Origin of the sequence: Nibricoccus aquaticus, from assembly GCF_002310495.1 — a bacterium.
Taxonomy (GTDB): Bacteria; Verrucomicrobiota; Verrucomicrobiia; order Opitutales; family Opitutaceae; genus Nibricoccus; species Nibricoccus aquaticus.
The window spans coordinates 4,534,533-4,549,601 of the sequence record NZ_CP023344.1 but is presented as its reverse complement, the minus strand read 5'-3'; the positions used below and the strand labels follow the sequence as shown (position 1 = coordinate 4,549,601).

The following is a 15,069-nucleotide window of genomic DNA, read 5'->3' as shown; positions in this document are numbered from 1 at the left end:
TGACTCAGTGCGGTGTTAGTGGGACTTAATGACGACGGGGAAGTCCTGGCCGAAGCCGTAGCTGGAGGGGAACTGCGGTGTGCCTTTATGCTTTTGAGTGATCTCGGGAACCTCGGATTCGAGGAAGGCTTTGAGTTCGTTGACGGTGATGCGGCCGTCGCCGGTGTCGGCACGACCACTCAAGCCTTCGAGCAAAGCGTATGTGAAGGCGCCGTGGCCGAGCGTGGCGAACTCGGTGGCGAATTGCTCGGAGCCGGAGGCAGTGAGCCAGTGTGTGCCTGAGGAGCGGGCGAGTTGAGCGATGGCTTTTTCCTCGGCAGCGCCACGCATGGCGACGGTCGTCAATGCGCCGGCCGATTGGCAGGCGTCGAGGATGAAGAGCTGTTTCTGCGCGGGCATCAGCTTCGAGAGGTCGAGAAGTTCGGCGCTGGAGAGACCTTTTTGACGGAGTGCGTCGTCAGCGCCGTAGAGCTGAAGCACGTCGTGCGGTACGAGGAAGAACTCGGGTTTGGCGTCGGAGGTCATCACGCCGTGGCCGGCGTAGTAGAAGACGAAGACGTCGCGCGGGCCGGCCTTGGCGGAAAGTTCGCGGAAGGCGTCGGTGATGGAAGATTTTTGCGCCTGATCGTTGAGGATGAATTTCACGTTTACGCCGGTGAAGATGGTCTTGGTCTGCGCCTCGATCTTTTCTTTGACGGCGGTGGCGTCGGCGACGGCGTAGTTGAGGTTGTACTTGGGATTCTTGTACGTGTTCACGCCGACGATGAGCAGGTGAAGCTGAAGTCCGGTCGGTTGCGGAGAGGAGGCACCGGCGATGGGGGCGGAGACTTTCGGACGATAGGTGAAGGTGATTTCGGCTGGGCGGGACTCGGTGCGGTCGGCGTTAATGGCTACGGCGCGGAAGATGTTTTCGCCAGGGACGATTTTGACCTCAAAGTTCTCGGTGAACTGGGCGCCGCGACCAATGGTGGTGGCAAGGAGTTTGCCGTTTTGGAAGAGACGGATCTCGGCGACGGTGGACTGGCGGGCGTCGGCGAGCGCGCGGAGCTTGAGCGAGTCCTGAGTGCGCGTGTTTTCGTTCGTGTCGTCTTCGACGATCAGATTGCGCGCGCCGTCGGCTGATTCGAGACGGACGAGCGGCGGCGCGGCGATCTTCTTCAAATCGACGGCCGGCGCTTCGAGTTTTTCGCCTCGCAAGAGCGAGGCGAGGAGTTTGGGCGTGTAGAGTTTTTCGAAGAGCGATTCGAGCGGGATGATGTCGGTGCCCTTCACGACGTACATCGTGTCGATGGCTTTTTCGGAGCCGTCGAAGCGGAGGTTCTTCGTGGTGACGACCCAGTCGTTGGTATCGTCGAAGAGGGCGATCGAGCAGAGTTCCTGTTTCTCCTGAATATCCCAGAGCCGGAGCAGATTGTCGGCGCCAGCTGTGACGAGATAGCGCGCGTTGGCGAAGAACGCGACGGCGCGGATGTGGCCGGAGGTTTTGGTTTCGAAGACGACAGACTCTGTCGCGGGATCGTAAACGAAGAGGCTGGAGCCCGCGCAGGCGATGAGTTTTCGGTCAGGGGAAACAGCGGTGGCGTGGGCGAACGAGGAGCCGTTCAAAGGAGTGGAGAGTTTGATCACGCCGGTCTCGGCGGAGCGGTATTCGAGCTGGCCGTCGACCAGGGCGCAGACGGTTTTGGGACCGGCGAAATAGATCAGGACGGGAAATTGGGCGACGCTCTGCTCCCAGGCTTTTTCGCCACGCTCGCTGTCGTAGCCGATGAGCTTTTTGTCACCGTCGTAAACGACGATCCATTTGTTGTCGGGAGAAATGGCGGTGATCTGGCGTCCGGTGGGCAGCCATTTTTGCGAGCCGGGCTGGTTGAGAATCCGTTTTCCGTCTGTGAGGTTGTAGGCGGTCACGCCGTAAGCGCTGTGGGCGACAATGCGTGTGCCATCCTGCGAGTAGATCAAATTCGCCGAAGCTCCGCGGGTGTCGGACGCGGCTTTCTGCGGGAGGCGAAAATCTTCCACGGGCCATTTAGGGCGGTCGCTGAAATGAATGATGGGACTGGCGGAATTTCCGTGGGCGATGGTTTCGCCATCGGTGGGATCGTAGGCGAAGGACGAGAAATTGCCTTTGGCCGAGGTGACTTCGATGCCGTTGGGGAGGAAGCGCACGCGTTTGGCCAGACCTTGATCGTCGGTGGCGAGGAACTCGAAATTCGTGGGGTGAGTTGCCAGACGAGTGAAGGCGGGGACGGCGTCGCCGAATTGGCCGAGCGGGGTTTCGGTCGCGACGTCGTAAAGCCAGAGGGTTTTGCCGACGGCGATGAGCCAGTGTGAGCTGCCGGGCACGGGCACTGCGTCGCCGATGGCGGCGTGTGGCTCTTTCAACAGGAGCTTTTTCGCAGAGATGGAATCGCGGGGCGCGAGCGTATCGAAATCGAGGGCGATCAGGTTCTGGCCGCTTTTGAACCAGAGCTGCTTGTTAGCGGGATCGAAGGTGTCGGTGCCGAGGTAGGTCAGGAAGCCGTCGATTTCGGCGGTGCGGAGAGGCGACATGTCTTTCGCGGAAACGAGGGAGAGCTTCGTGCGCTTTGTGGCGAGGGATGACTCTGCGAGAATCAGTGTACCTTGCGGGCCTTCGACGTATCCGCCGGATTGAGTCTCGCGGGTGAAGGTGGCGGTTTTCACGTCGCGGGTTTCGTCCATGTACATGAGCGGACGGACGCGGCGTTCGGGTTCGCTGCCGGGAGAAGTGATCGTCCAGGTATCGGGATCGATGTAGAAGACGCCGTAGTTGGTGGACGCGAGGAGCCGTCCGTCGTCGAGCACGAGCAAGCGGTGACACACGGCGTGATTTTGGGCGATGTGCGGCGACTTGATGATCACGTGCGCGCGTGATGCTCGGGCGGCTTGTTTACTTTCGGCCAGTTCGCCGAACATGATTTCTTCACGGGAGCCGCGGGCCCAGAAACGTTTTTTGCGTTTCGCATCCCACGCGGATGCTTGAGGTGTGAGTTCGGGCCAGGTTTTGAAAGGCTCCAGTGTTTCATAGTTCACCGAGTCGCTGCCGAAGACCAGGCGCTTCTGGTCGGTGATGAGGTGGAACTCGGCGAGTGATGTTCCCTTTCTGGAGGAAGCGGCTGCGGAGAGTGGGCGGAGTTTTTTTCTGGTCTCGAAATCCCAGGCGTAAACGTTGCCGCCGTCGTGAGTGAAGACGCGTTTGCCGTCGGGCGAGAGCAGCACGCGGTCGATTGAGAGCGTGTGCGAGGTGGAGAGCGTCGGCACTCCGTCGGGCACGCGGATGGATTCTGGTTCGGGTGCTGGGACGGGTTGCGCCCATGCGCAGGAGGCGATGATGGCGAAGAGGAAAACTGCGCGACTCGTGATCATTCGCTGAGAAGGTGTTTGGCTAGGGCGCGTTTCTGCGTCGGCGACATGGCGGCGCGCACTTCGTCGGCGGAGACCAACGCAAGAGGGTTGGCGGCGAGTGCGTCGATCAGCGCGCTGAGGGCGGCGTAACCGCGTGACTCGATGAAGGGAGAGATTTCGGCGATGACGGCAGACTTCAGAATCTGTTTTTCGTCCGCGGAAGAGGCGTCTGCTTTTTCGGAAACGGTCTTCACTACGTCAGCGAAGGCGGTCGCGGCGGCGCGTGGATCTTTGCCGTCGGCGGATTTCCATTTTGCGAGGACCGCCGGAAGATCGAATGTGCTGGCGAGGGATTTTTTCGCGCGAGCTTCGGCGATCGGGTTTTTCAGCGCTGCGGGGAGATAGAGAAGATAGTTATCCGCCATGCCTGGTTCGGCGTCTTTGGCGGGCAGTTCGCGCAAGAGTTCCTCCAAGGCGAGCGGGCCGAAGCGGTCACTGTAGGCACTGAGTTCGCCAAGGATCGGAAGGGCGTTGCTGGACCAGTTGAAATCGACGCCGTCGATCTCGACGAGCGTCCGGATGTATTGGGTGACGGCGGCTTTGTTGGCCTCGGGCGTGGAGGCGGTTTTCAAGGTCGTCGCGAACTCGCGGGCAGCGGCGGCGCGTTTGACGTCCATCTCGTTTTTCTCGGCGATATTTTCTTTTCGCATGGCGCGCATGTCCGTCCGTTCGGCGAGACGATGCTCAGTGAGACTGTCGGCTGTGGCGGGTTTCGGGCCATCGGCGGCGGCGCCATCGAGCCAGCGGATTCTGGCAAAATGCGCCGGAGGCAAGTTTTCGAACTTGATCGCAGAAGCGGCGCCCCAGATTTGGATCTCACCGTGGTCGGGCAGGGAAAATTTAACGTCTTTGAAAGTGCCGACGACGTTTTCGAGACGCAGGGGATTATTCTCGGTGTCGGCGTTCATCACCAGATTGGTGACGCGCACGCCGGGCTTGGTGTCTTCCAGCGAAAGTGCGTTGAAGGCCGTTTCGGAGACGGTGACGTTTTCAATGACGACGGCGTTGGCAACGCAGTGGATTCCGTAGCCTGCGGAGCGAGCGAGGTGGAGATTACGAAGCGTGATGTCGGCGTCGTCCACATCGAGGGAGTAAACGGCGACGTCAGGTTCTTTGGCGGTGGATTGTTTTTCGTGGGCGAGCGTGAGGTCGGTGAGCGTCACCGGGCCGTAGTACTCAATGCGGGCAATCGCCAGGCTGCGATTGGGTGCGAGGATCGTGGTTTTATCGGAACCGGCGCCGCGCAACGTGAGCGGTTTGTTGATGAATAGATTTTCCCGATACGTGCCGGCGGCGATGACGATGGTGTCGGCTGGCGCGGCGGCGGCGATGGCGCGTTGAATGAGCGCGTAGTCTTCGGGGACGCGGAGAGTCGCGGCGGAGATGAGGAGAGGAAGAACGCAAAAGGCGCCGGCAAGAACGCGGCGCCCAGGGAACGAAAAGCGGAGCATGGGGAAAGTGGAACGGGGTTAGTCGTGGGTGATCTCGACCATGAGCGGGACGATGCCGCCGGGGGCGACGCGTTCGACGTCGAAGGCGATGTCGTTGGCGGAGTATTTCACGACGGCGGGATCGACGATGCGCGTGCCCAAGGCGCTGCGCAGACGGGAGAGCAACGGGCCGGAAGCGGCGTTAAGTTTTTCGTGGACCTGTTTCACGTTGAGCGGGCGATCGGTGTAGAGAACGAGCAGGTAGTCGGTGCCTTTTTGCTCATCCATGCGGACGACTTTTTTCTCGGAGGGAAACGCGATCGTGCTGTTGGGGCCGACCAGCGGGGACATGCCGTCTTCGAAGGGGAGGATCTTGTTCACCTTGCCGGTGGTGTCGGTCGCGAAGGCGTAGATGTAAGCTTCGGTGTTGGTCGTGACGAAGAAACGGAAGCGCGTGCCGGAGGAGTACGACTGGTCCATTTTGTAGGCGCTCAGCGTAGAGTCGTTGCTGACGATGCGGTGCGCGTTCATCGCGGTGCCGTCGCGCAGGCGGAAATTGAGGCGGCCGCTGAGCTGGTAGTCGGCTGTCTTGATGGCGCTTTTGCCGGGAGTAACTCCGGGAGCGGGCTGGTGGCCGGAGGAGCCGCGAGGGCCGTAAACTTGAATCGCACCGAGCGAGTATTTCACGAACTCGGTGTACGGAATCCAGACGTAGCCGCCGTCGGCCCAGGTCGGTCCCCAACTGTTGAGTACGCGGAAACAGCCGCCGTCGAGGTCGTCGTCGTAGCCGACGATGAGCATCGCGTGTCGACCGTGCTGGCCTTCGGCGCCGCCGTCGGTCGGCAGAGAGCGCCAGATGCGCGGGGCCTTGTAGAAGCTTTTGACGACGGTGAAGCAGTGGACGACGGGATAACCCTCGGCGAGGGATTTGCGGACGGTGTTCACGCGCGTGTCGTAGTCCGTGACGTCGGGCATGAAGAGGATCTGGTAGTCGTTGATCGTGTAATCGACGGCTTCGAGGAGGGCGTTGCTCGTGATGGGCGCGCCGCATTGATAAGGAACGGTGGCGATGCGGGCGATGCCGCTGGTCTTCATGAGCTCCAGCGCGTTGATGGGATTCGTGCCCTTCTGGCAGGACGCGTCACCGGCCTCTTTGATTTGCTCGTAGATGAACGTGGGGGAAAAGACTGAGGCGTTGAGCTGGGTTTTGTCGGTGATGCCATGCTGCGCGCCGTAGAGAACGGTGCGGGCGTGATAGGCGACGGCGAAGGCGACGCAGGTGCCGTACTGGCCCTGATTGCCGGGCGTGGGGCAGTATTGTTCGAGCGACGCTTTGCGCGGAGCGGACGCGTAGCTCTCGGCGGTGAGCGTGGCCTTGTACGGGGTTCCCCGATACGACGGGAGATCGAAGATCAGTCCTGTGCCGGGCTCGGCGGCGGGCTCAGGCTGCTGAGCGAAGAGCGTGGGGAGCGTGAGGAGCAGGCATAGCGAACGCAGGGCGAGCGACGGACGAAGCATGAGAAAGGCGTTGAAGGGACGGCAACGAGGGCGGGGAGAACGCGCGGATGATCGGCGAATCGCGCCTAATTCGGCAAAGAAAAAGAAACCGTTTTGATCCTCGAAACGGCATGAATGCATTTCGCGACGCCGGGCTGATGTCCGGCGATTCGCTCAGGCGGCGACTGCTACGGGCTCGGCGACTTCGGGCTCGATGGATTGGGTCAGCGCGAGGACGGCAGCCGGCTTTTTCCGGGGACGCGGCTTACGGGCGTGAATGAGCATGACCAGTGTAGCGATGGCGCGGTCGACGCGGGCGGCCTGGGTGCCGAGGTTTTGGGCGAGCTCGCGGGTTTCCTCGGTGCGCTCGGTGTTGGCCTGAGTGACAGAGTCCATCGCGGAGGCGGCCTGCGTGACTTCCTGAATACCTTGGTTCTGTTCCTGGGAGTCGGAAGCGATGGCGGAGATGAGTTCGTCGAGTTTGCGGGCGTTCGTGGTAATGCCGGCGAAACTCTGGGTGACTTTGGTGGTAATGCGCGCGCCTTCTTCGCTTCGCTGGGAGGCGGTGGCGATTTTTTGCGCAGTCTCGCGGGCGGCTTGGACGCTGCGTTGGGCGAGGCTGCGGACTTCGTCGGCGACGACGGCGAAACCAACACCGGCTTCACCAGCGCGGGCGGCTTCGACGGCGGCGTTGAGGGCGAGGAGGTTGGTTTGAAACGCGATTTCGTCGATGGTCTTGATGATCTTGGAAATCTCGCCGCTGGAGCTTTGGATCGCAGTCATGGCGCGCTGCATTTCGGCCATGTCGGTGCCGCTGGTGTCGGCGGATTGACGGGTGAGATTGGCAAGTTGCTTGGCTTCGCCGGCATTGTCGGCGGTGCGGCGAGTCATGCCGGCCATCTGATCGAGAGAGGCTGTGCTGCGCTCGAGAGCGGAGGCCTGGCTGGCAGCGCCGTCGGCGATGTGGCCACTGGCGGATTCGAGTTGGTCGGCGGAATCGAGCGTAGCTTTGCAGGCTTGATCGAGCTCGATGAGAATTTTTTGAAGCGTCTGGTGGAGGTAGCGGGCGAGGCCCCAGGTGGCGAAGGCGCAGAGAAACAGGGCGGTGGCGGAGCCGATGAGGAGGCTGAGACGGAGGTCGTGTTGCGCGGTGTGGTAGGCGATCTGGACGGCTTCGCGCTGGGTGACGGCGGCGGGCGTTTGCTGAGAGGCGAGCGAGAGCAGGAGATCGGACTGGTGCGTGACGCGTTCGTTGAGAAAATAGGTGCTGGCGGCTCCTCCGGCGATAAGGACGAGGGCGATGCCGCCCAGGCCGAGGATGCGCGAGCGCAGGGTGAGTTTCATGGGGTGGTCAGAAAGGGGCGCGCGCAGGTGGATGAACTAGAGCGCTTGTTAAGTATCGGATCGGGGGAGCTGCGCTTTAGTTGGAAGGGGCGGCCGATGCAGGGTTTTGTGCAGGCACGAAAAAGCCGGAGCGCGTAAGCGGCTCCGGCTTGGAGATTAGAAGGCTATTGAAGTGCTATCAGGCCGTGGGAGCGGCTTCGGCGGCGGGCTGGTCGCCCTGCTGCTTCTGCGCTTCCATTTCCTTGAGGGCGGCTTTGCGCGAGAGGCGGACCTTGCCTGTCTTCTCGTCGATGCCGATGCACTTGACCCACATTTCGTCGCCGACTTTGCAGACGTCTTCGGTGCGGCGCACGCGGAAGTCCGCGAGCTCGCTGATGTGGACGAGGCCTTCCTTGCCGGGCGTGCATTCGACGAAAGCGCCGAACTCTTTGGTGCCTTTGACGACACCGCGGTAGAGCTTGCCGACTTCGATCGGGGTGCCGCCACCGCCGCCGCCAGAACCGCCGCCGCAGAGGGAATCGATTTCCTTGATGGCGCGGGCCATGGCTTCGCCGTTGTTCGAGTAGATGAAGATCTTGCCGGAATCGTCGTCGGCGATGTCGATCTGCGCGCCGGTCGTCTCGGTGATGCGACGGATCGTCTTGCCGCCAGGTCCGATGAGGAGGCCGATCTTTTCGGGATCGATCTGGATCGTTTGGATACGTGGGGCGTACTTGGAGAGGTCGTTACGCGGCGCGGGAATCGCGGCGATCATCGTGCGGAGAATTTCCACGCGGGCTTCGCGGGCTTGGTGAATCGCGGTCTTGGCGATCTCGAAAGGGAGACCGTTGATCTTCAGATCCAGCTGGAAGCCGGTGATGCCCTTGGTGGTGCCGGCGAGTTTGAAGTCCATGTCGCCGAAGTGATCTTCTTCACCGAGGATGTCGGTGATGGTGGTCCACTTCGTGATGCTACCATCGGAAGCCATTTCGGTCATCAGACCGCAGCTGATGCCAGCGACGGGAGCGATGATCGGCACGCCGGCGTCCATGAGGGACAAGCAGCCGCCGCAGATCGAGGCCATGGAGGTCGAGCCGTTGGACGACATGATCTCGGAGACGACGCGAATCGAGTAGGGGAAGACGTCCTCGGGCGGGAGAATCGGAACGAGCGAGCGTTCAGCGAGAGCGCCGTGACCGACTTCGCGGCGGCCGGGGGAGCCGAAGCGGCCGGTTTCGCCGACGGAGAATGGCGGGAAGTTGTAGTGGAGAATGAAGGACTTCGACTTCGCGCCGCCGGTGAGGGCGTCGAGATCTTGCGCTTCCTTGGTTGGCCCGAGGGTCGTGAGGACGATGCTCTGGGTGTCGCCGCGTTGGAAGATCGCGGAGCCGTGGACGCGTGGGAGGACGCCGACTTCGGAGGAGATGGGGCGGAGCGCGGTGGCGCTGCGACCATCGGCGCGAACGCCGCGAGCGAGGACGGTCTGGCGGTAGGCTTTGTACTGGAGGTCTTCGAAGACGACGTTGAGGTCGACATCGGTGAACTTGCCTTCGCCGAGTTCGGCGAGGAGGGCGGTCTTGGCCTCGGTCTTGAGGGCTTTGACGTTGTTGGAGCGGACTTGTTTTTCGAAGCCGAAGATCGCGGAGGCGAGGCGCTCAGCGGGGACGACGCGCTCGATGATGGCGCGGGCTTCGGGCGTGGCACCGACGAGGGCGAAGGTGGACTTCGGTTTACCGCAGAGAGCGACGAGCTCTTTGATGGCGCGGATGATGGGCTGGATGGCCTGGTGGCCGAAGGCGAGGGCTTCGATGAAGCGATCTTCCGGGATCTGGTCCGCAGAGCCTTCGATCATGAGCATGTCCTTCTCGTTACCGACGTAGATCAGGTCGAGAGAAGACGAATACATCTGCTCGATGGTCGGGTTGGCGAGGAACTGGCCGTCGATCTCGGCGACGCGGACGGCGGCGATGGGACCGGCCCAGGGAATGTCGGAGATGGCGAGGGCGGCGCTGGCGCCGTTGACCATTGGGATGTCGGCTTCGTTGAGCTGGTCGGCCGACATGAGCTGGCCGATGATCTGCACTTCATTGAGGAAACCCTCGGGGAAGAGCGGACGGCAGGGACGGTCGCAGAGGCGGGACGTGAGGATTTCTTTTTCGGAAGGACGGCCTTCGCGTTTGAAATAACCACCGGGGAAACGGCCGGCGGCAGCGTATTTTTCGCGGTAATCGACGGTGAGCGGGAAGAAGTCCTGGCCGGGTTTCATCGTCTGCGCGACGCAGGCGGTGACAAAGACGTTGGTCTCACCGACGGCGACGTTGACCGCGCCGTTGGCGAGGGCGGCGATGGAGCCGGTTGAGAAGGTGATCCCGAGTTCGGGAACTTGGACGGAGTATTTCTGATTCATATTTTTTCGTTCGGATACGGACGGATGCGCGTGTCGCGGATTGAGATCGAGCAAGGACCGCGACACGCGGACGGATTGCTCGGGGTTGTGCGCTGCCTCGTTGAGTGCGTTGGGCTGATCATGAGATCAGCGGCAAACGCGGAGACTGGCGCGGGTTTGGGTTGGGCGGTAACCGGCCCTGCAAATCCTCGAAGAGTTTCGAGAGATTTCCATTTGGCGCCTTCGACGAAGGAAGGAGGCAAATGGAAAAGTCCCGGACTGCTGCGAGTGTCAGTTAAGACAACAGGCGACCCGCGGATCGGATCGCCTGTGGTGCGAAAGGGTTACTTACGGAGGCTGAGTTTTTGCAGGATCTCCGAGTACTTGGGAAGGTTGTTACGCTTCAAGTAATCGAGGAGCTTGCGGCGGCGGCTGGCCATCTGGAGAAGGCCGCGGCGGCTGTGGAAGTCTTTGCGATGTGTGCGAAGATGCTCGGTCAGGTGATTGATGCGAGCGGTCAACAGAGCGATCTGAACTTCGGACGAGCCGGTGTCCTTATCGTGAGTTTTGTATTCTGCGATGATTTCGGGTTTTGCTACGGTAGACATGGTTATTTGAATGAGTTACACGACTATAGGGGGTCTTTGCAGGCCCCGTGCCACCCGCTTTAACCGCAGTAAACTGCGGCCTTGGCCGGTGCCACCGTTCCAATCTGGCGGGATGCCAGACTAGTCATGGCGGGAGTCCGCAACCGACGGACTTCCACTAACGCAAGCCGTCTGTATCCCAATCGAGATGAGGCGGCGCAAGCAGAATTTTACGTTTCGAAGGCCTGAAAACGGGCGATGGAAAAGGAAGGGCATTAGCTGGCAAGAACCGGGGTTCCGGCGGCGGCTGGGGCGGGTTGGGTTTGGGCACCGTAGCCGAAGAGGTGGCGTTTCTTGATGGCTTCGACGACGGGCTCGGGGACCATGCGCTCCCACGTGAGGTCGCCGGCTTTGATGCGGTGAAGGACGTCGCGGGAGAAGATGCTCAGGATGTTCAGGTCGTAGCCGACGATGCAGTCGATGTAGTGATTTTCGAGCAAGTGGGCGTAGAGGTTGCGCAGGTGGTCGGAGACCTGGAGGTTTTTGGCGTTGATGAGGACGGCGTTAGAGAAGGCGTGATTGCCGGCGCTGTTCGGAGCTGCGGCGCCGGTGGTGGTGGCGATATAGCGGTCGTAGGCGGCCTGCTGCATCGGGTAGATGTAGAGTTTGACCGAGTTGCGAAAGAGGCGGCCGAAGGATTCGAGGATTCCGCCTTCGAGGTTGTCGTAGTACTTCTCGTTAAAGACTTCGAGGAGGTTGTTGATGCCCATGGCGACGCCGATCATCTCTTTCGTGTAACGTCGGAAGTACGAGGTGAGGCGGTAATATTCGGAGTAATTAGAGATGAGGACGGTGAACCCGATGTCGGCGAGGAGATCGACGCGGGAGAGGAAATCCTGCGCGTCGAGGTCGCCGCCCATGAGGAGATTGTTCATGGTGATTTCCATGAGCACGATGACGTCCTTGCCTTTGACGAGCGGCTCTTGGACGAACTGCGCACAGGCACAGTTGAGCATGTCGACGTTGACATGGGTGACAGGACGGAAGCTGCCGCGCTCAACGAGGATGGCTTTTTTGTAGAGGATCTCGGAGGGCTGGAGAACCTCGCCGCCGGTGCCGAACATGACGGCGTTGGTGAGGCCGTACTGAACTAGATGGAGTGAGAGGAGGCGGTTATCGACACCGTTAAAGGCCGGACCGGTGAATTTGACCATATCCACCTCGATGCGCCCGGAGCCAAGGTTGTCCGCGAGGGACTGGATGAACTTGGCCGGGTTATCGCGATAGTAGAACGCTCCGTAAATGAGGTTGGTGCCGACGATGCCGAGCGCTTGCTGTTGAAGGACGTTTTCTTTGTCCCACATGCGCACGTGCACGACGGCATCGCTTGTGGGGCCGCCGGGCTCGGTCTGGAAGCGGATGCCCATCCAGCCGTGGCACTCGTTGGTGCCCTTGAAGTTTCTGGCTGAGACGGTGTCAGCGAAAACGAAGAAGGTGGTTTTCTCGCCGCGTTGGGCGGAGAGGCGCTCGGTGAGGAGCGAGTATTCGCGGTCGAGCATGAGCGCGAGGCGGTCCTGGGAAACGTAGCGGGGCGACTTGCCGTAGATGGCGTCGCTGAAAGTCATGTCGTAGGCGGAGATCGATTTCGCGATCGTGCCGGCCGCGCCGCCGGCTTGGAAAAACACGCGGGCGACCTCCTGGCCGGCGCCGATTTCGGCGAAGGTGCCGTACTTGGCTTCGTCGAGATTGACGGTGAGGGCCTTGCGGTTGGTTGTGAGGAGTTCCTTCTGTTCGCTGGGAGCGTCCATGGGTGGCATAATCGGCATAATACGGGAAAACTGATGTTTAGGAAGCGCGGGAGTGTGACGATCCGGCGTGAGCAAGTGGTGTGCGAGTTGCGCGCAGCGATGTGATTGAAGGGCGAGTTTTCACTGGATGGGGAGGACAATCCGGCTACGGTGCGCGCGCATGAAAAATTTTTTCGCCTCGATGCTGGGGACTGTCGTCGGATTGATGATTTGCGCGGCGGGTGGAGCGATTCTCGTGATCGGACTTTTTGTGGCGCTCGCCGCAGCGGGCAGTTCCAAGCCAGTCGTGGCGGTCGAGAAAGGTGCCTATCTCGTGCTCGATCTTGCAGTGAATATCACGGATGCGCCGCCGCAGGTGGACGGTGCGGCGCTGATCGCGGCGGCCATGGGCGAGCAGGAGCGGAAAGTCTGGCAGCTGCGGCAGCTCACGCGGGCGCTGCGGGCGGCGGCGAAGGATGATCGTATCGCGGGAGCGTTATTGCTGGGGCAGTTCGAGCCGGACGGGTACGGGACCGGATACGCGGCGTTGAAAGAGGCGCGTGCGGCGCTGGCTGATTTCAAGGCAGCGAAGAAGCCGGTGATCGCGTATCTGGAGTATGCGACGATTCGCGAAATCTATTTCACCTCGATCGCAGATGAACTGGTGGTCGATCCGTACGGGATGCTGCTCCTGCCGGGGCTCGCGTCAGAGCCGATGTATCTGGCGGGGGCATTTGAGAAATTTGGTGTCGGCGTGCAGGTCACGCGCGTCGGCAAATACAAGTCGGCCATCGAGCCGTTTATCCGGCGCGATATGAGCCCGGAGAGCCGCGAGCAGATGCAGAAACTCCTCGACGATGTGTGGGGCGATCTGCGCGGCGACATTGCCAGCGCGCGTGGACTCACAGCGGAAAAACTTCAGAGCATCGTGGATAAAGAAGGGCTGATCCTCCCACAGTCGGCGGTGAGCAGCGGGTTCGCGACGCGGCTTAGTTATCGCGACGAAGTCATCGACGACTTGAAGGCGCGCACCGGTCGCAAGGGCTCGAAGCAGTCGTTCAAGCAAATCTCGCTGGTCGATTATGCGGCGACGCTTGGCGACGATAAGCCGGAGATGGCTGTGGTTGAAAAAAAGAACCCAGCGGGATCACGCGAGGGGCACGTAGCGGTTATCTATGCCGAAGGAGCGATCGTCGATGGCGACGGAAAGCACGGCGAAGTGGGTGGAGCGGCGTTTGCGCGCGAACTGAGAAAGCTGCGCCAGGACGAGGATGTGAAGGCAATCGTGCTTCGCGTGAACAGCCCGGGCGGATCGGCGACGGCATCGGAGCACATCCAGCGCGAGCTGCGGCTGGCGAAGCAGGACAAGCCGGTGGTTGTCTCGATGGGCGCTTACGCGGCCTCGGGTGGGTACTGGATTTCCGCTTACAGCGATCGAATCTATGCGGAGCCGACGACGATCACGGGGTCCATCGGTGTGTTCGGCGTGCAGTTCGACATCGAGAAGCTCGCGGGGAATCTGGGCGTGACCTTCGACCGTGTGAAAACGGGACGCTTTGCCGATGCGGTGACTATCTCGCGGCCGAAGACGCCGGAGGAACTGGCGATTGTTCAACGCATGGTGGACTGGATCTACGACGAGTTCGTGCGCAAAGTTTCCGAGGCGCGCAACCTGCCGCGTGAACGTGTGCAGGAAATCGCGCAGGGTCGTGTGTGGTCGGGAGCGGAGGCGCTGAAGCTCGGGCTGGTGGACGAACTTGGCGGGATGGATGCCGCGATCGCGTTCGCGGCGGAGAAGGCAGGGCTCGCGCCGGGATTCACTGTCGTGGAGTTCCCCAAGAAAAAGGGTTTCGAGGAGCTGATCGCGGAAGCACTCGAAGGCATCAAGCCGGCGAGTTCGCGGGCGTCGGGCATGCTGGGCAAAGTGGTGGAGCAGTTTGAAAGCGAGCTGCGCGTCATGAATCAGTTCAACGATCCGCGCGGTATCTACGCGCGACTTCCTCTCGAAATGATGGTTAAGTAATCAGTGCCCGTTTCCTGGGTACACCGCCGGTCATACTTCACGTCTCTTTTCTTATATCATGCCTCACACACTCTCTCGCAATGTTCCCGCCACAGTCATTCCCGCCGGGCATCCGGCTGAGCTGAAGGCCGGGGACGAGGTCCACATCGTGCAGACGCTCGGCGGCAATGTCACCGTGCGCACCGACAACGGGCTGTTTCGCATCGCGCGCGAACATGCAGACGCGATCGCGGGTTTCGCACTCGTTGAAGAAATGGGGGCGGTGGCTGCTCCGGTGGAGTTTAGCGAGGCGGCGGTATGGAGTGCGTTGAAGACGTGTTTCGATCCGGAGATACCGATCAACATCGTCGATCTCGGACTCATCTATGACCTCAATATCGAGAAGGCCCCAAGCGGCGGAAATCGTGTGGAGGTGAAGATGACGCTCACGGCGCAAGGCTGCGGCATGGGGCCGGTGATCGCGGAGGATGCGCGGCAGAAGATCGCGGCGCTTCCGAAGGTCGAGGACGCGAAGGTTTATATCGTGTGGGATCCGATCTGGACGCCGCAGATGATTTCGCCGGAGGGGCGGATCAAGCTCGGGATCGAGTGATCCCGGGCGTTGGGGCGCGTG

9 protein-coding genes are annotated in these 15,069 nt (G+C 61.2%); 2 read left to right on the top strand and 7 right to left on the bottom strand.

Annotated features, from left to right (window positions below; genetic code table 11):
* Window positions 1-15: 15 nt before the first annotated feature.
* The 7 genes from CMV30_RS18490 to CMV30_RS18460 form a co-directional block, all read right to left on the bottom strand.
* Window positions 16-3,384, bottom strand: coding sequence for a caspase family protein (locus tag CMV30_RS18490; protein ID WP_096057404.1), 3,369 nt, complete (start codon window positions 3,382-3,384; stop codon window positions 16-18).
* Window positions 3,381-4,874, bottom strand: coding sequence for a right-handed parallel beta-helix repeat-containing protein (locus tag CMV30_RS18485; RefSeq protein ID WP_096057403.1), 1,494 nt, complete (start codon window positions 4,872-4,874; stop codon window positions 3,381-3,383). The genes CMV30_RS18490 and CMV30_RS18485 overlap by 4 nt, the downstream gene beginning before the upstream one ends.
* Window positions 4,875-4,892: 18 nt before the next feature.
* The gene (locus CMV30_RS18480; RefSeq protein ID WP_175414964.1) at window positions 4,893-6,371 is read right to left on the bottom strand and encodes a C1 family peptidase; all 1,479 of its coding nucleotides are present in this window, start codon (window positions 6,369-6,371) and stop codon (window positions 4,893-4,895) included.
* Between the two features lie 153 nt (window positions 6,372-6,524).
* Complete coding sequence (locus tag CMV30_RS18475) at window positions 6,525-7,694, bottom strand: methyl-accepting chemotaxis protein (RefSeq protein WP_096057401.1); 1,170 nt, start codon at window positions 7,692-7,694, stop codon at window positions 6,525-6,527.
* Window positions 7,695-7,872: 178 nt separating this feature from the next.
* Entirely contained in the window at window positions 7,873-10,080 is a 2,208-nt protein-coding gene (gene pnp, locus CMV30_RS18470; RefSeq protein WP_096057862.1) for a polyribonucleotide nucleotidyltransferase, read from the bottom strand.
* Between the two features lie 323 nt (window positions 10,081-10,403).
* The gene (gene rpsO, locus CMV30_RS18465; protein ID WP_096057400.1) at window positions 10,404-10,667 is read right to left on the bottom strand and encodes a 30S ribosomal protein S15; all 264 of its coding nucleotides are present in this window, start codon (window positions 10,665-10,667) and stop codon (window positions 10,404-10,406) included.
* 254 nt (window positions 10,668-10,921) lie between these two features.
* Window positions 10,922-12,454 carry a nicotinate-nucleotide adenylyltransferase gene (locus CMV30_RS18460; RefSeq protein WP_096057399.1) on the bottom strand — a complete coding sequence of 511 codons (1,533 nt, stop codon included), beginning with the start codon at window positions 12,452-12,454 and terminating at the stop codon, window positions 10,922-10,924.
* 160 nt (window positions 12,455-12,614) lie between these two features.
* Here CMV30_RS18460 and sppA point away from each other — a divergent pair, with 160 nt between their 5' ends.
* Together sppA and CMV30_RS18450 are read left to right on the top strand one after the other, a co-directional pair.
* A complete protein-coding gene (gene sppA, locus CMV30_RS18455) occupies window positions 12,615-14,456 on the top strand; it encodes a signal peptide peptidase SppA (protein ID WP_096057861.1) in 1,842 nt (613 codons plus the stop codon).
* A 58-nt stretch (window positions 14,457-14,514) separates the two neighbouring features.
* Entirely contained in the window at window positions 14,515-15,048 is a 534-nt protein-coding gene (locus CMV30_RS18450; RefSeq protein WP_096057398.1) for an iron-sulfur cluster assembly protein, read from the top strand.
* The last annotated feature ends 21 nt before the right edge of the window (window positions 15,049-15,069 follow it).